At 62.9% G+C, this 22,998-nt stretch carries 22 protein-coding genes and 2 pseudogenes; 9 read left to right on the top strand and 15 right to left on the bottom strand.

The genetic code is table 11. The features are described 5' to 3' along the window. Entirely contained in the window at nucleotides 1–951 is a 951-nt protein-coding gene (locus AC1PUL_RS16520) for an aldo/keto reductase (protein WP_480465196.1), read from the bottom strand. Between the two features lie 269 nt (nucleotides 952–1,220). Here AC1PUL_RS16520 and AC1PUL_RS16515 point away from each other — a divergent pair, with 269 nt between their 5' ends. Next, nucleotides 1,221–2,207 (top strand): Gfo/Idh/MocA family protein, encoded by a 987-nt coding sequence (locus AC1PUL_RS16515; protein WP_480465195.1) that lies wholly within the window; start codon nucleotides 1,221–1,223, stop codon nucleotides 2,205–2,207. Between the two features lie 15 nt (nucleotides 2,208–2,222). Here AC1PUL_RS16515 and AC1PUL_RS16510 read toward each other — a convergent pair whose 3' ends face one another. Both AC1PUL_RS16510 and AC1PUL_RS16505 read right to left on the bottom strand, forming a co-directional pair. Next, a complete protein-coding gene (locus AC1PUL_RS16510) occupies nucleotides 2,223–2,597 on the bottom strand; it encodes a GtrA family protein (RefSeq protein ID WP_298460380.1) in 375 nt (124 codons plus the stop codon). Further along, nucleotides 2,594–3,631 carry a glycosyltransferase gene (locus AC1PUL_RS16505; RefSeq protein ID WP_480465194.1) on the bottom strand — a complete coding sequence of 346 codons (1,038 nt, stop codon included), beginning with the start codon at nucleotides 3,629–3,631 and terminating at the stop codon, nucleotides 2,594–2,596. The genes AC1PUL_RS16510 and AC1PUL_RS16505 overlap by 4 nt, the downstream gene beginning before the upstream one ends. 171 nt (nucleotides 3,632–3,802) lie before the next feature. Between AC1PUL_RS16505 and AC1PUL_RS16500 the strand changes: the two are divergent. From AC1PUL_RS16500 to AC1PUL_RS16465, 8 genes and pseudogenes are all read left to right on the top strand, one after another. Further along, nucleotides 3,803–5,636, top strand: a pseudogene (locus AC1PUL_RS16500) (hypothetical protein). A gap of 64 nt (nucleotides 5,637–5,700) precedes the next feature. Further along, a complete protein-coding gene (gene xseA / locus AC1PUL_RS16495; protein WP_480465193.1) occupies nucleotides 5,701–7,311 on the top strand; it encodes an exodeoxyribonuclease VII large subunit in 1,611 nt (536 codons plus the stop codon). After that, a complete protein-coding gene (locus tag AC1PUL_RS16490) occupies nucleotides 7,311–7,910 on the top strand; it encodes an NAD(P)H-dependent oxidoreductase (protein ID WP_480465192.1) in 600 nt (199 codons plus the stop codon). Before xseA ends, AC1PUL_RS16490 begins: the two co-directional genes overlap by 1 nt. A 245-nt stretch (nucleotides 7,911–8,155) precedes the next feature. Further along, nucleotides 8,156–8,365 carry a cold-shock protein gene (locus AC1PUL_RS16485; protein ID WP_006725042.1) on the top strand — a complete coding sequence of 70 codons (210 nt, stop codon included), beginning with the start codon at nucleotides 8,156–8,158 and terminating at the stop codon, nucleotides 8,363–8,365. Nucleotides 8,366–8,499: 134 nt separating this feature from the next. Next, nucleotides 8,500–8,721: a hypothetical protein gene (locus AC1PUL_RS16480; protein ID WP_298460366.1), complete on the top strand. Its 222-nt coding sequence runs from the start codon at nucleotides 8,500–8,502 to the stop codon at nucleotides 8,719–8,721. A gap of 26 nt (nucleotides 8,722–8,747) precedes the next feature. Next, nucleotides 8,748–9,128, top strand: a complete 381-nt coding sequence (locus AC1PUL_RS16475) for a DUF6481 family protein (protein WP_480465191.1) — start codon at nucleotides 8,748–8,750, stop codon at nucleotides 9,126–9,128. A gap of 196 nt (nucleotides 9,129–9,324) precedes the next feature. Then, on the top strand, nucleotides 9,325–9,690 hold the full coding sequence (locus AC1PUL_RS16470) for a hypothetical protein (RefSeq protein ID WP_480465190.1): 366 nt from the start codon (nucleotides 9,325–9,327) through the stop codon (nucleotides 9,688–9,690). A 111-nt stretch (nucleotides 9,691–9,801) separates the two neighbouring features. Beyond that, nucleotides 9,802–10,920 (top strand): endonuclease/exonuclease/phosphatase family protein, encoded by a 1,119-nt coding sequence (locus AC1PUL_RS16465; RefSeq protein ID WP_480465189.1) that lies wholly within the window; start codon nucleotides 9,802–9,804, stop codon nucleotides 10,918–10,920. A 10-nt stretch (nucleotides 10,921–10,930) separates the two neighbouring features. On the opposite strand, the gene AC1PUL_RS16460 is transcribed toward AC1PUL_RS16465, so the two are convergent. From AC1PUL_RS16460 to AC1PUL_RS16405, 12 genes and pseudogenes are all read right to left on the bottom strand, one after another. Then, nucleotides 10,931–12,181, bottom strand: a complete 1,251-nt coding sequence (locus tag AC1PUL_RS16460) for an aminopeptidase (protein WP_480465188.1) — start codon at nucleotides 12,179–12,181, stop codon at nucleotides 10,931–10,933. A gap of 85 nt (nucleotides 12,182–12,266) precedes the next feature. Then, nucleotides 12,267–12,740: a Cys-tRNA(Pro) deacylase gene (gene ybaK, locus AC1PUL_RS16455; RefSeq protein WP_480465187.1), complete on the bottom strand. Its 474-nt coding sequence runs from the start codon at nucleotides 12,738–12,740 to the stop codon at nucleotides 12,267–12,269. Nucleotides 12,741–12,744: 4 nt separating this feature from the next. After that, complete coding sequence (locus AC1PUL_RS16450) at nucleotides 12,745–13,092, bottom strand: ArsC family reductase (RefSeq protein WP_480465186.1); 348 nt, start codon at nucleotides 13,090–13,092, stop codon at nucleotides 12,745–12,747. Nucleotides 13,093–13,205: 113 nt separating this feature from the next. After that, complete coding sequence (gene guaA / locus AC1PUL_RS16445; RefSeq protein ID WP_480465185.1) at nucleotides 13,206–14,768, bottom strand: glutamine-hydrolyzing GMP synthase; 1,563 nt, start codon at nucleotides 14,766–14,768, stop codon at nucleotides 13,206–13,208. Nucleotides 14,769–14,844: 76 nt separating this feature from the next. Further along, nucleotides 14,845–15,483, bottom strand: coding sequence for a 5'-methylthioadenosine/S-adenosylhomocysteine nucleosidase (locus AC1PUL_RS16440; protein WP_298460350.1), 639 nt, complete (start codon nucleotides 15,481–15,483; stop codon nucleotides 14,845–14,847). Continuing rightward, nucleotides 15,480–15,929 carry a PaaI family thioesterase gene (locus AC1PUL_RS16435; RefSeq protein ID WP_076391590.1) on the bottom strand — a complete coding sequence of 150 codons (450 nt, stop codon included), beginning with the start codon at nucleotides 15,927–15,929 and terminating at the stop codon, nucleotides 15,480–15,482. The genes AC1PUL_RS16440 and AC1PUL_RS16435 overlap by 4 nt, the downstream gene beginning before the upstream one ends. 66 nt (nucleotides 15,930–15,995) lie before the next feature. Further along, complete coding sequence (locus tag AC1PUL_RS16430) at nucleotides 15,996–16,448, bottom strand: TspO/MBR family protein (protein ID WP_480468608.1); 453 nt, start codon at nucleotides 16,446–16,448, stop codon at nucleotides 15,996–15,998. A 39-nt stretch (nucleotides 16,449–16,487) separates the two neighbouring features. After that, nucleotides 16,488–17,564, bottom strand: coding sequence for a DUF1513 domain-containing protein (locus AC1PUL_RS16425; RefSeq protein ID WP_480465184.1), 1,077 nt, complete (start codon nucleotides 17,562–17,564; stop codon nucleotides 16,488–16,490). A 1-nt stretch (nucleotide 17,565) separates the two neighbouring features. Then, nucleotides 17,566–18,672, bottom strand: a complete 1,107-nt coding sequence (locus AC1PUL_RS16420; RefSeq protein ID WP_480465183.1) for an imelysin family protein — start codon at nucleotides 18,670–18,672, stop codon at nucleotides 17,566–17,568. After that, nucleotides 18,672–20,197 (bottom strand): annotated as a pseudogene (locus tag AC1PUL_RS16415) (di-heme oxidoreductase family protein). Before AC1PUL_RS16415 ends, AC1PUL_RS16420 begins: the two are co-directional and overlap by 1 nt. A 45-nt stretch (nucleotides 20,198–20,242) precedes the next feature. Next, on the bottom strand, nucleotides 20,243–21,523 hold the full coding sequence (locus tag AC1PUL_RS16410) for an imelysin family protein (RefSeq protein ID WP_480465182.1): 1,281 nt from the start codon (nucleotides 21,521–21,523) through the stop codon (nucleotides 20,243–20,245). Between the two features lie 125 nt (nucleotides 21,524–21,648). Continuing rightward, a complete protein-coding gene (locus tag AC1PUL_RS16405) occupies nucleotides 21,649–22,941 on the bottom strand; it encodes an RsmB/NOP family class I SAM-dependent RNA methyltransferase (RefSeq protein ID WP_480465181.1) in 1,293 nt (430 codons plus the stop codon). Nucleotides 22,942–22,998: the final 57 nt, after the last annotated feature.

Raw genomic sequence — 22,998 nt, 5'->3', positions numbered from 1 at the left:
TCATGCTCCGGCTTGGTTGAGTTGGTCCATTTGGGCTTTCGTAAGCTCCAGCTTGCCGGCGGCGATCAGGCTGTCCAGCTGGCGCAGACTGGTGGCCGACGCGATCGGGGCGGTCACCCCGGGCTGCGCCGCGACCCACGCAATCGCGACGGTCGCCGGGCTGGTGCCGGTTTCGGCGGCCACCTGGTCGAGTGCGCCGAGTATACGGAAGCCGCGCGTATTGAGATAGGGCTCCATGTCCTCGCCGCGCGCCTTGCCTTCGGTATCGGCCGCGCTGCGATATTTGCCGGTGAGGAAACCGGAGGCGAGCGCGTAGTAGGTGATCACGCCGATCTCTTCGCGCTGGCAAAGCTCTGCGAGATCCCCCTCGAATTTCGATCGGGTGTAGAGATTGTATTCCGGCTGGATGACATCGTAGCGCCCGACGCCGACCTTGGCTGCCGCATCGAAGGTCGCTTGCAGCTGTTCGGCATCGAGGTTCGAACAGCCGATCGCCCGCACCTTGCCGGCATCCTTGAGTCTGGCAAAGGCGGCAAGGCTCTCCTCGTCGTCCGTTTCGGCATCCGGCCAATGGGCGAGATAGAGGTCGATATAGTCGGTCTGCAGCCGGCGCAGCGAATCTTCAACGGCCTCTGCAATACGACGGGCGCTGAGACCTCGCTTCTTGCCGCCGAGATCGGCGCCGACCTTCGTGACGATGACGGCATCTTCACGTCTGACGCCACCCCGCTTGAGCCAGTTGCCGATGATGGTCTCGCTCTCTCCGCCGACATTGCCGTCTGCCCAGAGCGAATACATGTCGGCCGTGTCGATCGTGTTGAGGCCTGCTTCGAAGAAGCGGTCGAGAATGTCGAAAGACGTCTTCTCGTCGGCCGTCCAGCCGAAGACATTGCCGCCGAGCACGACGGGAGCGATTGAAAGGCCGGTGCGGCCGAGAGCACGTTTCTGCATGGAAAGCCTCGGAGAGAATGGAAGCGCCGATGTTGCGCGACGCTAGCAAGCGTCCCGCACGGGCACCATTGAAAAGCGTTGATCGGGTCTGAAGCGCATTTGGTGAAGTCTCTGCGCCGCTCTCGATATGGATCATCCGTTGAGGCTTTCCAGTACCGACGCGGCTTTCTCGGTGAAGGCGATCGTGCCATCGCCGGTTGCCTGAACGGCGTTGCGCCCTGCCGGTGCTTCGCCTAATGTCCGCCGGTCATTTTTCAGGGAGGATAAAGATGTTGCGTTTTGGAATTCTGTCGACGGCCAAGATCGGTCGCGAACTTGTGGTGCCGGCGATCCAGGATGCCGAAAACGCCGTGGTGACGGCAATTGCCAGCCGCGATCTGGCGCGCGCCCGCGAGATGGCCGACCGTTTCTCGGTGCCGCATGCCTTCGGCTCCTACGAGGAAATGCTCGCCTCCGACGTCATCGATTCCGTCTACATCCCGCTGCCGACGAGCCAGCATGTCGAATGGGCGATCAAGGCGGCGGATGCCGGCAAGCACGTGCTCTGCGAAAAGCCGATCGCGCTGAAGGCAGCCGAGATCGACGCGATCATCGCGGCGCGCGAGCGCAACAAGGTCGTGATTTCGGAAGCCTATATGGTGACTTACGCCCCCGTCTGGCTGAAGGTCCGTGAACTTCTGAGCCAGGGCGCCATCGGCACCCTGAAGATGGTCCAGGGCTCCTTCACCTATTTCAACCGCGACCCCGGCAACATGCGCAACATTCCCGAACTCGGCGGCGGCGCGCTGCCGGATATCGGCGTCTATCCGACGATGACCACCCGCTTCGTCACGGGCAAGGAACCGGTCCGGGTGCAATCGACCATCGAGCGTGATCCGGAATTCGGCACGGACATCTATTCAAGCGTCAAGGCCGACTTCGGTGACTTCGAACTGAATTTCTACGTCGCGACCCAGATGGCCAACCGCCAGCTGATGGTCTTCCACGGCACGGATGGCTTCATCGAGGTGAAGTCGCCGTTCAACGCCGACCGCTGGGGTGCGGAAGAGGTGGAACTCACCAACCGCAGCCATAATGTCTCGCAGATCTTCCGCTTCCCCGACAGCCGCCAATACAAGCTGGAGGCGGAAGCCTTTGCCCGCGCTGTTGCCGGAACGACGGGTGAGGTCGTTACGCTGGAAAGCTCGAAGGCAAACCAGAAGCTGATCGACGCGATTTACCGCGCCGCGGAAAAGGACGGCTGGGAAACGGTGTAAGCGGCGGCTTTCGCTTTAACGGCGAAAGACGTAGCGGGAGTACCCGAAGAAGCTGAACAGCATCGCCGCGATGGAAGCAAAGACCAGCGCGGCGTAAGGGCTCAGCAGCGGCGCGCCGATGAGAAGCAGGGCATAGACCCCGTAATTTATCAGCGACGTCACCACGCCGATGAAGCCGTAACGGAAGCCCTCGGCCACCAGCGTGCGCTTCGACGCACCGAAGGTGAAGGTCCGGTTGAGCAGCCAGGTCGTGGCCATCGCAACCGCGATCGCAACGATGCGGGCGGGAAGCGGCCCGATCGGCGTGAAGCTCAGGAAGAGCCAGAGCACGGCGGCGTCGACGACGAAGCCGGTCCCGCCGACAAGCACGAAGCGCAGGAACTTCTTCATGCCGCGCGGGACGACCGGCCCTTTTCCGTCGTCTTCGGCGAACGTTCGCGGCGCGCAGTCTCACGCTCTGCCAGCGGTTCGCCGACCGTCTTCGAGGTGTTGAGAGCGGGCAGGGTCAGGTAATGGATACGCAGCTGCTCTGCCCGAGATCGCGCGACCGAATCCAGGATGAGCGCGGCTGTGAACGACAGGAATGACATCATCATCAGCGCCATTGCGCCAATCCAGGTCGGCATGCGCGAGACGAGGCCGGTCGTGAAGAATTCGTAGAGAACGGGTGCCATCGCAGCGAGGCTGACGCCCATCAGGCCGGCCGCGATCAGTCCGAAAAAGGCGAAGGGACGCGTTTCCTTCATCAGCATGGCGAACATCCAGAGGATCTTGAAGCCATCCTTGAAGGTCGAAAGTTTTGAATGCGAACCTTCCGGACGGCGGCCGTAGTCCAGCTCGATTTCGCAGACCGGCAGTTTCAGTCGTGACGCATGCACCGACATTTCCGTCTCGATCTCGAAGCCGGCGGAAACGGCCGGGAAGCTCTTTACATAACGGCGCGAAAAGGCGCGGTAGCCGGAGAGGATATCGGTGAAATCATTGCCGAACAGCACGCGGTAAAGCTGGTTGAACAGGCGGTTGCCGAAGGCATGGCCCTGGCGACCGGCATCGTCGTGGACCCCGCGGCGCGTGCCGACAACCATGTCGGCGCGTTCGGTGATCAGCGTGCGGATCAGCTCCTCGGCGTCTGCGGGACCATAGGTCCCGTCGCCGTCGGCCATGATGTAGATATCGGCATCGATGTCGCAGAACATGCGGCGCACGACATGGCCCTTGCCCTGGCGGCGTTCGCGCACGACGGTGGCGCCTGCCAGCATGGCCTTCAGCGCCGTGCTGTCGGTCGAGTTGTTGTCATAGACATAGATTTTTGCCTCGGGCAGCGCCGCGCGGAAATCGCGGACGACCTCGCCGATTGTGGCTGCCTCGTTGTAGCACGGCAGGAGGACGGCGATGTCGAGGGAGGGGGTGGCCGAACGGCTCATGGTAACCTGCTCTAAGCGCTGGGGTTCGCGCAGCCTGCGGGCTGCCTTCCGTTTTACTATTTCTTGAGAAGGTTAAGGCTAGGTTTCGGGCAAGATCAGTCTTTGAAATATGATCCGTCGATCCACCCGCAGACGGGAGAGATCCTCGCGGATAGGGAGGTTTGACGAAGCATGGCCGAGATCACCCTGCCGGACGCATCGCGATCGTCTGCCGCGCGCCCGCTCCTCGTCTGGACGCTGGTCTACGGCCTTGCCACGATGGTCGTGATTGCGCTGCTCAATCTGCCGGCGATGACCGATTATGTCGGCGCGGACAATGACGACGTGATGCGCCTGGTTCAGGTGCGTGATCTCCTTGCCGGCCAGTCCTGGTTCGACATGACGCAGTACCGTCTGGGTCTGGACGGCGGCACGCTGATGCACTGGTCGCGCCTGATCGACCTGCCGATTGCATCGCTCATCCTGCTTTTCTCGCAGATCGTGCCGATGGAGCAGGCCGAGGCGCTGGCGCTGCTCGTCTGGCCCTTGTTCCTCATTCTGCCTCTGATGGGGGCAATTGCCGTCGCCGCCCGCCGCATCGGCGACGAGGTGACCCTGCATGTCGCATTGCTGCTGACCTCTGTCTTCGTCATCACCAGCAATCGCTTTCTGCCCGGGTCGATCGATCACCATAACGTCCAGCTCGTGCTGGTCGGCACCATCGCCGCCGGTCTGCTCGATCCCGCGCGCGGGACGGGCAGCCATGCTCTGGCCGGCTTCGCCGCAGCGCTTGCGATTGCGATCGGCGCGGAAACCACGCCGCTCGTCGCAACCGTCTGTGCGACGGTCGGCATTCTCTGGGCCATCGAGGGTGTGGCCTATGCAAGGGCGGCCCGCGCCTTCTCTCTGACGCTTGTCGTCAGCCTGTCGGCCATGTTCTTCGCGACGGTCCCGCCGGTTCACTATGCGATGGTCACCTGCGACAGCCTTTCGGTCGGTTTCTACGCCGTGGTCGGTATCGGCGCGGCCTCACTCTTCATCGCCACGCAGCTGCCGGGCATGCAGGACCGCCGCCATCGCATCGCCGCAATCGGTGTCACCGGCATGCTGGTGACGCTGGGTACAGTCATCATTGCTCCGCAATGCCTGCAAAATCCGCTGAATCGAGCTCGATCCGCTGCTGCACACGCTCTGGCTTTCCGGCGTCATCGAAGCACAGTCCTTCCTCGATCAGCTGGGCAGGGAACCTGCGGCCTTTGGTGGCTTCTATGCGGTCGCTTTTTTTGCCATTGGCGTCTGTATCTTCCGCATCGTCAACGGCGATCGTGTCCGCGCCCATGCCATCATGCTCGGCCTCATTACCGTCTCCTTCCTGATCGCCCTGATCCAGGTGCGCGGCGCAATCTTCGCCAATCTCCTGACCATTGCGCCGCTGGCACTGCTGATCGGCGAACTCCGTCTCAAGGCGCGCGAAGAGCCGCCGCAGCTTGGCGCGGGCCTGCTGTTTGCACTCGCGGCCTTTCTGTCGGTGCCCAGCGCCTGGTCCCTCTTCGGTGTGCTGTTCGTCGAGGGCACGGCCGGCGTGATGAACCGAATGAAGGGGCTTTCCGAAACGTCAGGCGGACAGGCAGAGAGCAGGCCTGCCTGCGATGCACCCGCCGGCTTCGCCGCCCTGAATCGTCTGCCGGACGGCGTCGTCGTGGCCGCCGCCGATCTCGGTCCGGAAATCCTACGTTTCACCCGTCACCGGGCGCTCGCAGGACCCTACCACCGCAACGAGGGCGGCATGTTGACGGAACTGCATGTCGGGCTTGCCAAGCCGGACGAGGCAGCCGCCTTCCTGCGCGGATCGGGCGCGACCATTCTGGTGTTCTGCCCCGAGCTGTTCCAGACCAAGAATATTGCCACGACCAAGGCCGATGGCCTCTATGCCGGCATGCTGAAGGGTGAAATTCCCTCCTATCTCCGGCCCGTGCCCGTGGAAGGCCCCTCCGGGATGCAGATCTACCGTGTCGAACTGCCCTGAGGGAAAGCGGCTGATGACCCACTCCTCGGGCTGAACTTGCCGCCGTTTTCCGCTAGGGAAGGGCATGAGCAATTTCTTCGACACCGATTCGCCGACGAACCTCACCGAGTTTTCCGTTTCGGAACTCTCGGGCTCGATCAAGCGCACCATCGAGACCTCCTTCGATCACGTGCGGGTGCGCGGCGAAATTTCCGGCTATCGCGGGCCGCATTCCTCCGGACATGCCTATTTCAGCCTGAAGGACGACAAGGCGCGTATCGATGCAGTGATCTGGAAGGGCTCCTTTTCCAAGCTGAAATATCGCCCGGAAGAGGGCATGGAGGTGATCGCCACCGGCAAGGTCACGACCTTCCCCGGTTCGTCGAAATACCAGATCGTCATCGAGCAGATGGAGCCTGCGGGTGCCGGCGCGCTGATGGCGCTGATCGAGGAGCGTAAGCGCCGCTTTACCGCCGAAGGCCTGTTCGACCCCGCCCGCAAGCAGCTCCTGCCCTTCCTGCCCAAGGTGATCGGCGTTGTGACCTCGCCGACCGGTGCTGTCATCCGCGATATCCTGCACCGCATCTCTGACCGTTTTCCGGTGCATGTGCTGGTCTGGCCCGTCAAGGTTCAGGGTGAAGGCTCCGGCGACGAGGTTGCCAATGCGATTCAGGGCTTCAACGCGCTGCAGCATGGCGGAGCGATTCCGCGGCCGGACGTGCTGATCGTCGCCCGCGGGGGCGGTAGCCTCGAGGATCTCTGGAGCTTCAATGACGAGGCGGTGGTGCGCGCGGCCGCAGCCAGCACCATTCCGCTGATCTCGGCCGTTGGTCACGAGACCGACTGGACGTTGATCGACTACGCCGCCGATGTGCGTGCGCCGACGCCGACCGGGGCTGCCGAAATGGCCGTGCCCGTAAAGGCGGATCTGGAGGCTCAGGTGGCAACCCTTGGTGCCCGCCTGTCCGGCGCGATGAACCGCCAGATGGACAATCGTCGCCAGAACCTGCGCAGTCTGGTGCGGGCCCTGCCCTCGCTTGACCAGCTGCTGGCCCTGCCGCGACGTCGCTTCGACGAGGCAGCTGCGGGTCTCGGACGCAGCCTCGAACTCAACACCATGAACAAGCGCCGCAGCTTCGAGCGCGCGGCGGCGAAACTTTCGCCCGACATGCTGGCGCGCCGGCTGGTGGAACGTAAGCAGAAACTCACGGAAAATGCGGTGCGGGCCGAGCGCGTTATCGAGCGGCTGATCGAGCGCAACAAGGCGCGGCTCGGGCGTTTCGATGCGACGCTGACGGCAGTCCCGGCGCGGCTGAAGGCGATGACCGAGCGCTCGAAGGACAGGCTGGAAAGCCTTGGTCGCCGTGCCGACAGCGCCGTTGTCAACGACCTCCGCCGCGCCCGTCAGTCGCTGGTTTCGCAGGACCGTGTGCTGCAGTCTCTGTCCTACAAGAACGTGCTTGCCCGCGGTTATGCCGTGATCCGCGACGAGCATGATCGCCCGGTTTCGCGCGCCGATGGACTGGCCCACGGCCAAGCGATCGCGATCGAATTTGCCGATGGCCGCGTGGCTGCTGTGGCCGGCGAGGGTGTCTCGCCGCCGGAACCATCGATGCCGCAGCCGGCGCGCGCCGCGAGCATCTCCAAGCCCCAGCGCAAGAGCGAACCGCCGGCCGGTCAGGGAAGTCTGTTCTGATGGCCCAGCACTTCCTCGTCGTTCTCGCCCATCCCTTGCCGGAGAGTTTTGCCGCTTCCGCTGCGAGAACAGTGGTCGAGGCGCTGGAAGGACAAGGCCATACGGTGGATATGCTCGACCTCTATGCCGAGGATTTCGATCCCCGGCTTTCCGCCGCCGAGCGCGCCGCCTACATGGAGCCGGGCTATCGGGCGGCCGACGACGTCGCGGGCATCGTGGCCCGGCTGAAGGCGGCCGATGGCCTCGTGCTCGTCTTTCCGCAATGGTGGTTCAACCTGCCGGCGATCATGAAGGGCTTCATTGATCGCATCTTCGTGCCCGGCGTGGCCTTCGAACATGACAAGGCCGGCGGACGCATCGTGCCGCTGATGACCCATATCCGCAGCTTCTGGGTTGTGACCTCGACCGGCTCGCCCTGGTGGGTGGTGCATTTCTACATGGGCAATCCGGTCAAGCGCATCCTGAAGCGCGGCGTGGCGGCCTTCTGCGCCAAGTCCGTCGATTTCCGCATGCTTTCGCTGCACGACATGGACCGTGCGACGGAGGACAAGCGCAAGCGCTTCCTGGCCAGGGTCAGGGCGGCGATAAGTGCCGTCTGATACAGGCGCCGACGCTGCGGTTGCATCGACGGAAATTGCACTTTTGATTGAGGAATCCGTCGGATTGAAAACCGATGGTTGACTTTCATTAGGAAGACCTCTATCTAGGGGTCATCGATGTTTGCTTGCTAAGCTTTGGTTATCGCGCGGAACAGCCCGCGCCCTGTCGAACCTTCCTTTCAAAAATCGTTCTCTCCACAGCGCATCCGCGCTGCGGCACTCTATGCGCTATGAAAGGGTTCAACATGACCACTGGCACAGTAAAATGGTTCAATTCCACCAAGGGCTTCGGCTTCATTCAGCCTGACAACGGCGGCCCGGACGCCTTCGTGCACATCTCCGCCGTCGAACGGTCGGGCATGCGCGAAATCGTTGAAGGCCAGAAGCTGGCTTACGACATGGAGCGCGACAACAAGTCGGGCAAGATGTCGGCCTGCAACCTGCAGGCAGCCTGATAGATCCGGGATCCGCTTTCCTTTGACCACGGATGTACTGGCACTGTTGAAGGCATGATCCCCAGGGAAGGTCAGGCGGTTCGCCTGGCCTTTTTTTATTGCCCGACAAGGGCGCGCTCCTGAAAGGAGACGACATGACCGAACAACTCACAAAGTCCAGGCAGACTGCAGAAATCGCCTTCGCGAAGACGCAGTCGCAATTTCTCGCCCGCGGTCGCGCGATCGACGAGCAGGACGCGATTGCATCGGCACGCGACGAAAAGACGATGCGTCTGCGCGAGGCACGCCTCACCCGCGAACGCGAAGCGCGTGAGAGTGCCACGGCGGCCCTGGTCGCCAAGCGTGCCCGCACCTGACCCTGACTCGAGAGATTGGAGCACCGATGAAATTCACCAGAGACCATGGACTGGCCGAGCGCCGGACGACGGCAACCGACGCCAAGGCAGCCCTGCTGCAGGCCTATAAGGCCGCCCATGCCGCCGCCGACCCCGAGCGTGAGGCCCGGAAGGCCGAACGTGCCGCCCGCGCCGAAGAACGCGAAAGGCGCCATGCCGAACGCGACCGCCTGAAGGCCGAGGAAAAGATCCGCGTCGAGCAGGAAGCCCGCGAACGCGAGGAAGCCCTTGTCGCCGAAGCCCGCGCCGAAAAGGACGCCCGCGAACAGGCCGAAGCCTCGCGCATCTCCCGCGTTGTCGAAGACGAAGCCGCCCGTAAGGCCGAGCGCGACCGTCGTTACGCCGCCCGCAAGGCCCGGCAGGCCTGACCTGCTCGTCCGGCTCTGGGGCCTAGCCGCCCGAGCCTGGACCCCGGAGGCGCATGCTGAACACAGCGTCTCCAAAATCAATTGCACGCAATTGATCAACCTCATGTGATTATACTGGACAACAATCATCTTCATCGCCACATGTGGCTCTGAAGCCGGACGGACTCCCAAGCGTTCGGCCAAAAGGAGTATGATCATGATGAAGAAAATCGTGGCTGCGGCTGCCATGGCAGCAGCCGGTTTCGCCGCCCTTCCGGCAAATGCCGCACCGCATTCCGCGACCTATGTCGAATTCGGGGGCTGGACGCCGAGGGAAATCCTGTTCGGCAAGCAATACAATGGCAACGTCACCGCGATCCGCGTCGATCGTGGCAGCTTCGATCGCCACACCTACCCGATGCAGGCCCTTTACCCGACCGGAAACAGCCGGGCGCTCGCCCAGGCCATGGTGACGGAAGATCCGAGCCTGTCGGCTGCCCTGGAAGTTCGTGGCATCGCCCCGCACAATGTGCTCTGGGTCCAGACCGCGTTCAACGGTGGCAAGATCGTCTACTATCGCTGAGGCGGCGCTCGTCCCCCGTCGGTTGCGCCTGCAATCATAAATCTCGCGACACGCGAACATCACAATTGTCTGATATGACTCCCCTCCTGTCATCGAGTGTGGGAGGGAGTGATGCGGCTTGCAGTCTACAACGTCGAGAACCTGTTTGATCGCGCCAAGGCAATGAACCTTGACACCTGGGAGGACGGGCGCCCCGTCCTCGAGAAGTTTGCGGAACTCAACGCGCTTCTGGGCGAGGTCACCTATTCCTCCGCCTCTCGCCAGAAAATGGTCGATCTGATCGTCGCGCTCGGCATGGAAAAGAGCGATACCGGTCCCTTTGTCATTCTGCGCCGCAATCGGGGCGGTCTTCTGAAGCGCCCCAAGACGGGTGGCGTCGAGATCACCGCATCCGGCCGTGCCGATTGGGTCGGCTCGCTGGAACTGCGCGATGAACCCATCAACGAGCATGCCATGCGCAACACGGCGCGCGTGATCCGCGATTTGAAGGCGGATCTCTTGGGCGTGGTCGAGGCCGAAAGTCGGCCTGTGCTGAAGGCCTTCAGCGACGAGATCATCGCCTCGGTCGGGGGGACCCCGTTTCGCCATGTGATGCTGATCGACGGCAATGACGAGCGCGGCATCGATGTCGGCCTGATGTCCGGTCCACTATTCCCGATCGGCCGGATGCGCAGCCATGTGGACGACCGGTTGCCCGATGGCAGCGACCGCATCATCTTCTCCCGCGACTGCCCTGAATTCGAGGTGACGACCGCAAGCGGCAACAGGGTGCTGGTGATGGTGAACCACTTCAAGAGCAAGGGTTTCGGCGGCAAGGCCGAGTCCGACCGACGCCGCAGGGCCCAGGCGACCCGCGTTGCCGAGATCGTGCAGGAACGTCTGACGGAAGGCTGGGAGTATATCGCTGTTATCGGCGACCTCAATGATACGCCCGACAGCGATCCCTTGAGCCCTTTGCTGAAGCATACCGGCATGACGGATGCCTTCGTCCATCGCGACTTCGACAAGGGCGATTATAAGGGCACCTACGGCCTGTCCAATCCCGGCAACAAGATCGATTACCTGCTGCTCTCTTCCAAGCTCTTCGACAAGGTGGAGAAGGGCGGTGTGATCCGCACCGGCATGTGGCCGGGGTCACGACCGAAGCGCTGGGACACCTATGAGGAACTGAAGAGGCCGCAGGATGCGGCCTCCGATCACGCGGCACTCTTTGTCGATCTCGACCTCTGAGGCAGAGGTCTTAAGCCCATTCGCCTTGACGCATGACGGGTACCTTCGAGCCGTCGGCGCGGATGCCATCGATATCCACCTTGTTGGAACCGATCATCCAGTCGATGTGGATCAGCGAGGAGTTGCCGCCCTGCGCCTTGATCTGGTCCTGGCTGAGCGAGGCTCCATCCAGGAAGCACTTCGAATAGCACTGGCCAAGCGCGATATGGCAGGAGGCATTCTCGTCGAACAGCGTGTTGTAGAAGAGCACGCCGGACGCCGAGATTGGCGAGGAATGCGGCACCAGTGCCACTTCGCCGAGGCGCCGCGCACCCTCGTCGGTGTCGAGCACCTTGTTGAGCACGGCCTCGCCCTTGGAAGCCTTGGCCTCGACGATCCGACCGGCTTCGAAGCGGACCTGGATGTCGTCGATGAGCGTGCCCTGATGGCTGAGCGGCTTCGTCGAGGAGACATGACCCTCCACCTTCAGCGCATGCGGCGTGGTGAAGACTTCCTCAGTCGGGATATTCGGATTGCAGGTCACGCCGTTCTTCGCCGTCGAGGCGCCGCCATGCCATTCATGGCCGTCCGCGAGGCCAACCGTCAGGTCCGTGCCCGGCCCGGTAAAATGCAGGGCGGCAAAACGCTCGCCGTTCAGCCAGGTCGAGCGCTTCCGGAGCTCCCCGTTATGCTCAGCCCAGGCCGCGATCGGATCTTCGCGGTCGACGCGCGAGGCGGCGAAGATGGCGTCCGCCAGCTTACGCACGGCCTCTTCGATCGGCAGGTCTGGGAAGACGAGCTTCGCCCAGGAGGGGTTCGGATAGGAGCAGATGTTCCAGTTGATGTCGAAATTCGAGATGTGCTCCAGCGCCGGCTTGTAGGCGATCGAGGTCGCCTTGTTGGCCCGGCCGACCTTGGTGGGGTCCTCCTGCGACAGGAGCAGCGGATTGTCGCCGGCAATCGCCAGGCGTGCCGCGCCGTTCTCGTAAGCCTTGGCCATGCCGTCATAAAGCCAGTTCGGCGCGCGATCGAAACTCGAGTCATGACCATGGCGATACCGCGCCAGCGTCGTCTCCTCGTCGGAATAGAAGGTGGTGACCGTCGACGCGCCCGCCTTGTAGGCATGCGCCGTGATCAGCCGCACCAGCGGCACGGCGACCAGCGGGGCCGTCAGCACCAGATCCTGGCCCTTCTGCAGTTGCAACCCGACCTTGATCGCCACCTCGGCGAGCTTGTCGAGCTTGTGCGGATCGATGGAGGCGGAGAAATCGGGGAGGGTCATGGGGCATTCCTGTTTTGACTGTCACGCCAGACTTAAGGGGAAAAATGGCGAAGTCCAGACCATGGGTGCCAAACCATGGATCAGGTCAGGCGACGAGCGGCGCGGCAATCGCGCCGAGTGCCGTGAGCGCATCCTGCGGCGAGAGCCGCACCTGCAACCCGCGCTGGCCGCCATTCATGTAGACGAGCGGTTCGTCCATGGCTGATATCTCGATGGCCGTCGGCACCTGCTTCTTCTGGCCGAAGGGGCTGATGCCGCCAACGACAAAACCCGTGAGCTTTTCCGCGTTGGCCGGCTTCATCATCGCCGCCGATTTGCCCCCGAAGGCGCTCGCCAGCTTCTTCATCGATACTTCCTTGTCGGAAGGCACGACGACGCAGACCGGCTTGCCGTCGAGTTCGGCCATCAGCGTCTTCAACACCCGCGACGGATGCTCGCCGATCGCCTCTGCCGCCTGCAACCCGATGCGCTCCGCATTCGGGTCGTAGTCATAGGTCGCGGTGGTATAGGCCACCCCGGCCTTGTCGAGAAACTGCGTGGCGCGGGTGGTCTTCGCCATGGGGTCAGCCCTTGAAAGTCTGCTGATAGACCTCCGGCTTGAAGCCAACCACGAGCGCGCCGTCCACATCGAGCACCGGCCGCTTGATCATCGAGGGCTGCTCGAGCATCAGCGCCTTGGCCTTGGCGGCATCAAGCCCTTCCTTCTTGTCGTCGTCGAGCTTCTTGAATGTCGTGCCGGCCTTGTTGAGCAACACTTCCCAGCCGACCTTGCCGATCCAGCTGTCGAGCGTCGACGCGTCAATACCCTTGGCCTTGTAGTCGTGGAAGTCATGCGCTACGTCATGCTCGTCGAGCCAGGTGCGCGCCTTCTTCATCGTGTCGCAGTTCTTGATGCCGTAGATGGTGGTCATGCCAATGCCCTTATCCGTCTGAAGGACATGAGGAATAGCAAACTGAGGACCGGATGCAAGAAAGGGTGAGCCGAGGCCCACCCTTCAAGTTGTTTGCAATCGAAAGAGAGAGATCACTCCCACTCGATCGTGCCGGGCGGCTTCGACGTTACGTCGTAGACGACGCGGTTGATGCCGCGGACCTCGTTGATGATGCGGGTGGCAGCCCGTCCGAGGAATTCCATGTCGTAGTGGTAGAAATCGGCCGTCATGCCGTCGACCGAGGTGACGGCGCGCAGCGCGCAGACGAATTCATAGGTACGTCCGTCGCCCATGACGCCGACAGTCTGGACCGGCAGCAGCACGGCAAAGGCCTGCCAGATCGCGTCATAGAGGCCGGCCTTGCGGATCTCGTCCAGATAGATGGCATCTGCTTCGCGCAGGATGTCGAGCTTTTCGCGGGTGACGCCGCCCGGGCAGCGGATGGCGAGACCCGGACCCGGGAAGGGATGGCGGCCGATGAAGCTATCGGGCAGGCCAAGCTCGCGGCCAAGCACGCGCACTTCATCCTTGAAGAGTTCGCGCAAGGGTTCAACGAGCTGCATCTTCATGCGCTCGGGCAGGCCGCCGACATTGTGGTGGCTCTTGATCGTCACGGAAGGGCCGCCGGTGAAGGAGACGCTTTCGATGACGTCGGGATAGAGCGTGCCCTGGCCGAGGAAATCCGCGCCGCCGAGCTTCTTGGCTTCTTCCTCGAAAGTCTCGATGAACAGGCGGCCAATGATCTTGCGCTTGGTTTCCGGGTCGGAAACACCTTCCAGCTCGCCGACGAACTTGTCGACGGCATCCACATGGATGAGGTGCAGGTTGTAGTGTTCCTTGAACATGGCAACGACATCGGCTGCCTCGTTCTTGCGCATCAGACCGTGGTCAACGAGGATGCAGGTCAGCTGGTCGCCGACGGCCTCGTGGATCAGCAGCGCTGCGACGGACGAATCGACGCCGCCTGAGAGCGCGCAGATGACGCGCTTGTCGCCGACCTGGGCGCGGATCTGCTCGACCGCCTTCTGGCGATAGGCCTGCATGGTCCAGTCGCCCTTCACGCCTGCAATGTTCTGCACGAAGTTCTGGATCAGCTTGGCGCCATCGGGTGTGTGCACGACCTCCGGGTGGAACTGCACGGCGTAATACTTGCGCGCCTCGTCGGCGATGAAGGCAAACGGTGCGTTGGCGGAGGTGGCGAGCACCTTGAAGCCCGGCGGGATCGCAGTCACGCGGTCGCCATGGGACATCCAGACCTGGTGGCGGGAACCGACCGACCAGAGACCGCTGAACAGATCACAATCCTGTTCGACCTCGAGGAAGGCACGGCCGAATTCGCGGTGATGGCCGCCCTCGACCTTGCCGCCGAGCTGGGCGCACATGGTCTGCTGGCCATAGCAGATACCGAAGATCGGAAGACCGCTGTCGAACAGCACCTGTGGCGCCCTTGGGCTTCCCTCATCGAGCGTGGAAGCGGGGCTTCCCGACAGGATGATCGCCTTGGGCTTCAGCCTGTGAAAGCCTTCTTCGGCGGACTGGAAGGGGACGATTTCGCAATAAACGCCGGATTCACGAACGCGGCGGGCGATCAGCTGCGTTACCTGGCTGCCGAAATCGACGATGAGAACACTGTCGGGATGTGCTGTCTGGGTCATGGCGAGCCTTTAAAGAAAAAGGCGCCCTGTTTCAATGGCAGATCGCCCAGAGAATCTCGAATTTTTGTGCAGCCGCTCAGAACCAGAAGACGCCGTCTTCCAGCGCCGTCTGCAGGCTGTCGACCGCCAGCGCCAGCTTCTTGTCGATGACATGCAGATACTGCGTCCAGTCGTCGATATGGTTGACGTCGTGGCGGCCGTCGGAAATGCCGCGCAACCCGATCAGCGGAATGTTGAAGCTCTGGCAGGCGCGTAGCACTGCGAAAGTCTCCATATCGACCATCTGGGCGTCGATCGACTGGTAGGCAGGACCGGAGACGACATTGGCGCCGGTCGAGAGCGTCGCCGTTGGAATGCCCGGAATGCGCAGCGGCAGTTCGACGGAGACGGGCAGGTCGAGAAACGGCGTCTTGCCCTTCTCGAAACCGAAGGCAGAGGCATCCATGTCGCGATAGGAGACGGCCGAGACCTGATAGATTTCCGCCTGTTCGAGTGTCGCCGATCCGGCCGAGCCGAGCGAGACGACGAGATCCGGCAGGTCGTCGTGGCTCGACAGGCGGGCGAGTTCCTTGGTCAGCACGACGGCGGCCTCGACCGGCCCGACGCCGGTCATCAGCGGCGAGATGCGGGTCCTAAGGAAGACGCCGTATTCGGCATCCGCCGCCATGACGAAGAGGACAGTCTTGCCGGCGATCGGCTTCATCTCATAGGTCATCCGGAAATCCCCTCTCGGCCGCGGATGACCATCATCGTGCTGGTCATCGAGGCAATCAGCTTGGCCGGACCGTCGGTCAGCGCATAGCCGCGACCGTCGGCAACGATGATGTTGGAACCGGGCTTGGTGATTTCGCCGCGAAACAGGAAGCGCTCGCCGCGCCCCGGTGACATCAGGTTCACCTTGAACTCGATGGTGAGCAACGAGACCTCCGGCGTGGTCACCGTATAGGCGGCATAGCTGCAAGCGGTATCGAGGGCGGCGGAGATCACGCCGGCATGCAGGAAACCGTGCTGCTGGGTGAGCTTGCGGTCATACTCAAGCTCGATCTCGACCACGCCGGGGCTGACGCGCGAAAGCTCCGCCCCAAGCGTTTCCATTGCCCCCTGACGCGCAAAACTCTGTCGGATCCGTGTCTCGACGGCTTCCTGATCGTAGTCCACCATGCCTTGTCCCCTTTGGCGGGAAATTGGCACGGTCGTTCCAGGCAGGCAAGCCGGCGAAATGGAAATTCAGTTCAGCGAGGCGAGGCTGAGATTGAGCACGCTGGCGAAGGAAACCCAGGCGAGATAGGGCACGAAGAGCAGGGTGGAAATCCGGTCGATCGGCTTTGCCTTGACCATGAAGGCGATGATCGTTGCCAGCATGCCGGCAATGACCACCAGCGCCAGTTCCGGGTTTTGCAGACCGAAGAAGGCGGGCGACCACATCAGGTTGAAGGCCATCTGCGCGAACCAGAGCTGCATCGCCGCCGATTTCGGTGCCCGCTGCCAGATCCGGGCGCCCGCCACGCCGATCATCACGTAAAGCGTCGTCCATACCGGGCCGAAGAGCCAGGAGGGCGGGTTGAAGAACGGCTTCTGCAGCGACTGGTACCACTCGCCGGGCATATTGGTCAGGCCTGCGATGAGGCCCGCGCCGACGACAAAACCGATGAAGAGGATATAGCTCAGGATCTTGGACATGGATGTCATCTAGTACTCCAAGGCGGATTCTGCCAGCCTTCAAAGGCGGATGACATGCTGGTCCCAGGCGACCTTGCTGGTATGGCCGAGGAAATCGCCGCGATAGGAGGAGACGGCAAAGCTTGTGGGCGAGGGGGCAATGCCCGCTGCATCCGTCAGCACCGTCTCGGACAGGAGCCGTCCGTCCTTGCCATCCAGCACCGCCCAGAGCCCGTTTTTCGGCGAGGCGATACCGACGAGGCCTGACGCGCGGTTGAGGGCGATGGCGCCGACATAATTGCCGAGCCGGTCCGTCGTCTCGTCGGGCAGCTGGACATAGGAGATAGGAATGCCCTTGGCAAAATGCCCCACCAGCGGCGGTCGATCCGTGCGCGGCCCCTCATACTGGCAGGCAAACCAGATCCGCCCATCGGCGGCGACATCGAGATGTCGGGTGGAGAGCTGCCGGAGCTCGGGCGGAAGCGTGTGTTTCTCGATCAGCGCCCCCGTCTTGGCATCGGCGAGAACCAGCGAAGGCTCCATATGGTCGAGATTGAGCTTGGTGCGACCGAAATCGGGATGCGTCTCGATCCCACCATTGGCGATGACCAGCAGGCCGTCTGCCGTGACGGTAATGTCATGCGTGCCGATGCCATGGGCCGGTACCTCGCCCACCCGCTCGAAGCCTGAGAGGCAGTCATAGATCCCGATCACGCCGGCATTGGCGTCGAAGTCGTTTTCGCTTGCATAGAAGAGCCGGCCATCGGGCGCAAAGGCGCCATGGCCGAAGAAGTGGCGGCCTTCGGCTGCCGCGATGATGCGTGGCTCGACGGATTTCCTGGCGTCGAAGATAACGGCAAATGTTCCGGGACGCCGGGCAAAGGCAACAGAGAGGCCGTTTTCGGCGCTGTGGCAGAGCCCGTGGATGCGGCCCGGCAACGCAATCTCGTCGATCAGGCTGCCGGTCTCGCTGACCAGCCCGATGGCAAAGGAGCCATCCGCGCGCTTCAGACCGCTGGCATAGACCGCGTCTGCGCGTTCCAGTGCAAAGGCTGCGCGCGGTGCAAGGCCCGCGACGAAGGCAAGACCCGCTGAGCGCAGAAAGGCGCGGCGATCGATGAGCGGCGTTGAAATCATCTCAGTCGCCGTCGGAGAAGGAAAAGCCCGCGGCAAGCCCGATACCACCGCCGAGATCGTTGTTGAGCCTCAGGATCAGGTCGCGGCTATTGAGCAGCAGGAAGTCGAGCTTGGCAATCTGGGCCGGATCCTCGAAGACTTGCGCCACATCGGGCTTGATATCGGCTGAAACCCGCGACAGCGAGCGGGCGACGAAATCGGTCGAGGAGACGACCGAGCGGTTGTCCTCGGCCAGAAGCTCCGCCATGCCCGAGGTGGCGAGCAGATCGCGCAGGCCTTCGATATTGGCGGTGATCGAGCGGAAGGTATTGCCGGAGCGCCAGTAGATCGCCTGACGCGGCAGAGCCTTCTTCGGATCGCCCTTGTAGAAATGCTCGATACGCTGGTCGCGGATTGTCTCGGCGGCATGCACGAGCACGCCGAGCAGTTCCTTGGCGGCCTCCGCCTCGTCACGGTAGAGCGGGTTGTCGGGTCCCGGCGTCTTCCAGGCCGCCGCAACACCATCCGGCGCGTCCCAGGCGGCGGAGAGTTCCGAACCAAGGCGCTGCAGGTTGGCCGCGATCGCCGTGCCATATTGGCAGCGGTAGTTGCCTTCGGTGGTCGTCAGCGTTTCCGCGCCGGTGCCGAAGAGCACGAATTCGAGCGCGCCAAGCCCCTGCATGGCAACGCTCTTACCCTTCAGTGTCTCAACCGATGTGACGCTCGGGTCTGGCTTCGCAAGAGCGGCCTGTACCTGCTTCAGCCCGGTGCCCTTGCGGTCGGGGAAGAACAGGATGCGCTCGAAGCGGTTGTCGTCGAGAACAGGGCCGACCCGGACGATCTCGATCCGCGACCAGGCTTCAACGAGATCGCCGAAGGTCGACCGGGCGGTTTGCAGCCGTTCGACGGATGGCGAACCGCAGAGCGAGGCCATGGAATCCTCCATCGCTCCCGCCTTTTCGGTCAAGCGTCGATAACCCGGTCGGATGAAACCGTCGACGGCCCGCGCCATCACGGCCGGTACCTTGGCGGCGTCGAGCACACCGACGGTCGGGTTCGATTCCTGTGCCAGCGCGGGCAGGGGCAGGAGAACGGCCGAGAGAAGGGCAAGGCGCATGAAGAACCGCATCAGAGAGACTCCAGAAACGTGATCAGGGCCTTGCGGTCCTCGGGGTTGGCGGCGGCGAAGGCATTGCGGGCGGCTTCTGCCTCCCCGCCATGCCAGAGGATGGCCTCGGTCAGGTTTCGCGCCCGCCCGTCATGCAGGAAGAAGCTGTGGCCGCTGACCACCTGTGTGAGACCGATACCCCAGAGCGGCGGCGTGCGCCACTCCCGGCCGCTGGCATCGCCCACGGCCTGACCGTCAGCCAGACCTTCGCCCATGTCATGCAGCAAAAAATCGGAATAGGGCCAGATCAGCTGAAAGGCCTGCGCCTTGTTTTCTGCCTTGCGGCTGGTGACGAATTTCGGCCGGTGGCAGGCGGTGCAGCCACTGGCGTAGAAGAGCTCCTTGCCGCGCAGGACTTCTGCATCATCGACATCGCGACGCTTCGGCACGGCGAGGTTTTTCGCGTAGAAAGTGACGAGATCGAGCACCGGCGCGGGTCCCTCGGTATCGCCGAGCCGTGGCTGGACCCCGGTGGCCGCTTCGAGGCAGACGGTCTGCTTCTCTGTGCAATCGCCAAAATGCCGGGGATCTTCTGGCGTCGAAATCCCGATATCGCCGGCAAAGGCACTGGCGCTCTGGTCGCGCACCGAGGCGTTCTGCGCCTTCCAGCCGAAACGGCCGAGCTTGATCTCACCGGTGCGGTGATCCCGGGCGCGGGCGGCGCGTCCGGATATGCCGTCACCATCGAGGTCGTCGGGATCGGCGAGCGCCCGGATATCCTCCTCGGGAATCGCCTCGATCAGGCCGAGCCCGATCATCGGATTGGCGATACGCGGCGAGAGCACCGTGGTCGGATCGAGCGGCCCGTAATTCAGATCGCTGACCGAATAGCTGGGGCGGCGCAGCATCACCGTCTCGCCGCCTGATAGCGTCACTGGCTCCTCGGTATAGGTGATCACCATGCGCCCTTCGGCGGCCATACCCGGCACCGCCTGGTCCTGCAGCTGGCCGCCATAGATGGGGTCGGGCAGGGAGGCGATCTCCAGCCGCTCCAGCTTCGCCTTCTCCTCTGCCGTGGCAGCGGGGCGGGCGAGGCGGAAGAACATCGAGGTGTGGTCGCGGTCGCCTTCCGGCGGATGACCGCGCCCATCCTTCAGGTGGCAGCTCTGGCAAGCCCGTGCGTTGTAGAGCGGGCCGAGGCCATCGGAGGCCTGGGTCGAGGAAGGCGAAGAGACCCAGAGCTTGCGGAAGAGCGCATTGCCGAGCTTGAAATCCTGCTCCTCGGCAAAGGTGATATTCGCGGAAAACTGCGAAAAGGCGTCCTGATTGACGCCATGGGTGGAGGTGCCCGCCCCCCCTGCATCAGCTCGAAGGCTTCCGCCTTGCTGAAATCCTCTGCCGGCTTGGTGACGGCTGCAACGCGGGCGGCATCCTTGGACGTAAGGTCGCTGCGCTGCGGGGCATCATCCGCCGCAGCCGGCCCGGTCTGGGCAGCGACGACCAGCAGTGTCGCAAGGCTCAAAGTGAGGAGGCGGAACGATGTCATCGGAGGATCGGGCCGCTTCGGTAAGAAACGGCCCGCCTTTGCTGCTTACTGGAAAACCGCGCCGGGATTATCAAGGCTGTCGGAGCCTTCAAGCTCGATCGTGCCGAGATCGAGCGACGCAATGACGCGCTGGATGGTCTGGGTCTGGTCAATCAACCCGTCGATGGCGGCCTGCACAGTGGCATTACCCTCGGCATTGCCTTCGCCGATCATCTGGTCATAGGCTTCCTTGGTCTTGGCGCGCTCGGCCATGGTGTTCATGGCGGAAAGCGTCTTCTCAAGCTTGCCCTTCATTTCCGCATCGAGCGCTGCATCCTTGGCGGCGACGAGTTCGGATAGCGACGGGCCGGTCATCTTCGTGCCGTCGACGCGCGTGTATTCGCCGGTATAGGCGGAAGCGATGCCGATGGCGTCGTTCAGATGCGAGGCATGCGTGTTGTCGGAGAAGCAGTCATGCTCCTCTTCCGGGTCATGCAACAGCACGCCGAGCTTCATGCGCTCGCCGGCGAGTTCGCCATAGGAAAGCGAGCCCATGCCGGTGAGCATGGCGGAAATGCCCTTCTTCTCGTCGGCAAGCACGGCCTTGGTCGCTTCACCCTCAGGCGCCCAGGCAGCGACCATTTCTTCGAGGTCCTGGACCAAAAGCGTCGAGGCGGACTTCAGATAAGCGGCGCGGCGGTCGCAATTGCCATTGGTGCAATTGGCCGTGTCGTAATCGGTAAACGAGCGGTTGCCAGCACCTGGACCGGTGCCGTTTAGATCCTGGCCCCAGAGCAGGAATTCGATGGCGTGATAGCCGGTCGCGACATTGGCTTCGACTTCGCCGGCTTCGTGCAGCGTCTCGGCGAGGAATTCCGGCGTGATCTTGGAGGCGTCGACCTCTTCGCCGTTGATCTTGATCTTCGGGTTGGCGATGACGTTGGCCACGTAAAGCGCATTGCCGTCGCTTTCGGTGCCGTAGCCGGCGTCGACGTAGTCGATCAGGCCTTCATCCAGCGGCCAGGCATTCACCTTGCCTTCCCACTCGTCGACGATCGGATTGCCGAAGCGATAGACCTCCGTCTGCTGGTAGGGCACGCGGGCGGCGATCCAGGCTTCGCGGGCGGCCTTCAACGTCTCGTCGCTGGGCTTGGCAATCAGCGCGTCGATGGCGGCATCAAGCGCCTTGGCGGTCGACAGCGCGTCCTGGAACTTGGCCTCGGCCAAGGCGCTGTAGTGGTTCAGCACGTCCTTGGCCGTCGGTGCGGCGATGGCGGGGCCGGCGAAAATGGCAGCCGATGTGACGAGCAGCGCGATCGACGCGCCGATGACGGATTTCCGGTTCATGGTGTCTCCCTCCGGCACCCAAAGGCGCCTCGTTTTTGAACGGACGATCCTGTCTTCGCGCAAAAGCAAAGTAGTGTCAAACAGTCGAGTATAATAAACAACTGTCGGAATTGACGATGATCAAATCACGCCGGGCGACGGCGCATCCGGCAGAAGAAGAAGCCGTCGGTGTCCATGCTGGCGGGGCTGAGCGTGACGGTCTTGCCATCAGCCGATCGCGGCTTGGGAGCCGAAGTGCCGAAGAGGCGCGCCCAGTCTTCGACCACGGGGACGATCACGAACTGCGGATTGGCCTCGCAGAAGGCCTGGACCTGACGGTCGTTTTCTTCCGGCAGCACCGAGCAGGTGACGTAGAGCAGCGAACCATTCGGCTTTACGAAGGTCGAAGCCTCGGTCAGCGCTTCCTGCTGCTGGGTTATGCGTTCCTGCAGGTTCCGGTCAGTCAGGCGCCACTTGGTGTCGGGGCGACGCCGCCAGGTACCGGTCCCCGTGCAGGGCGCATCAACTAGAACCTGGTCGCAACGCTCCCTGAGGTTCGAAAGCCCCTTTGTGCTGTCATGCACCTGGACATTGTGGGTGCCGGCGCGCTTCAGCCGCTCAATGATCGGCGCGAGCCGCTTGCGATCTGCGTCATAGGCATGAACTTGGCCTTTGTTGTTCATCGCTGCCGCCATGGCGAGCGTCTTGCCGCCACCGCCGGCACAGAAGTCGAGCACCTGGTCGCCTTCCCGCGGCGTCACGAGGTCGGCAACGATCTGCGAGCCCTCGTCCTGCACCTCGAACCAGCCCTTCTGGAAGCTGAGTTCAGCCGTGACATTGGGGAGCCGCGACGGGCCTTCGCCGGCCGGGACGCGCATGCCGAAACGCGCGATCGGCGAGGCCTGGGCGCCGGAACGGTCGAGCGCCTTCAGCACCTTATCTCGGTTGGCCTTCAGCGTGTTGACGCGTAGGTCGAGCGTCGGGCGGGTGGCAAGCGCCTGTGCCTCGGCAAGCCAGTCGTCTCCGAAGGCCAGTTCGAAAGAGGGCTGGACCCAATCGGGAATGTCGCCCTGCACATGGAGCGGCGCGTGGGACAGGTCACGGCTGGCAAAGGCCTGGATCTCGCTTTCGGACAGCGGGGCCGGTGCAAAATTGTCGCCGTCGAAATCCGACTGCAGAGCCTCGAGGCTCATGCCCCATTGGCGCAGCAGCACGGCCCAGCCGAGGGAATGGGCGCTGTCGTCATCCATCAGCCAGGCATGCGAAAGCTTCATGCGCAGGGCATCATAGACGATATTGCCGATGGCCGCACGATCGCCGGAACCGGCGAAACGATGCGAAAGGCCCCAATCCTTGAGGGCATCGGCAACGGGACGGCGACGGGTCTCGATATCATCCAAGACTTCGATCGCACCGGCAAGACGGCCGCCCAGGCGCATGGTCATTCTCCTCTTAAAGAAGAGAGCGTGGTAACGGCGATCAGGGGCAAGAGCAAG

This window comes from Rhizobium sp. P43 (assembly GCF_056730705.1).
This window is presented reverse-complemented; position numbering and strand designations above follow the sequence as displayed.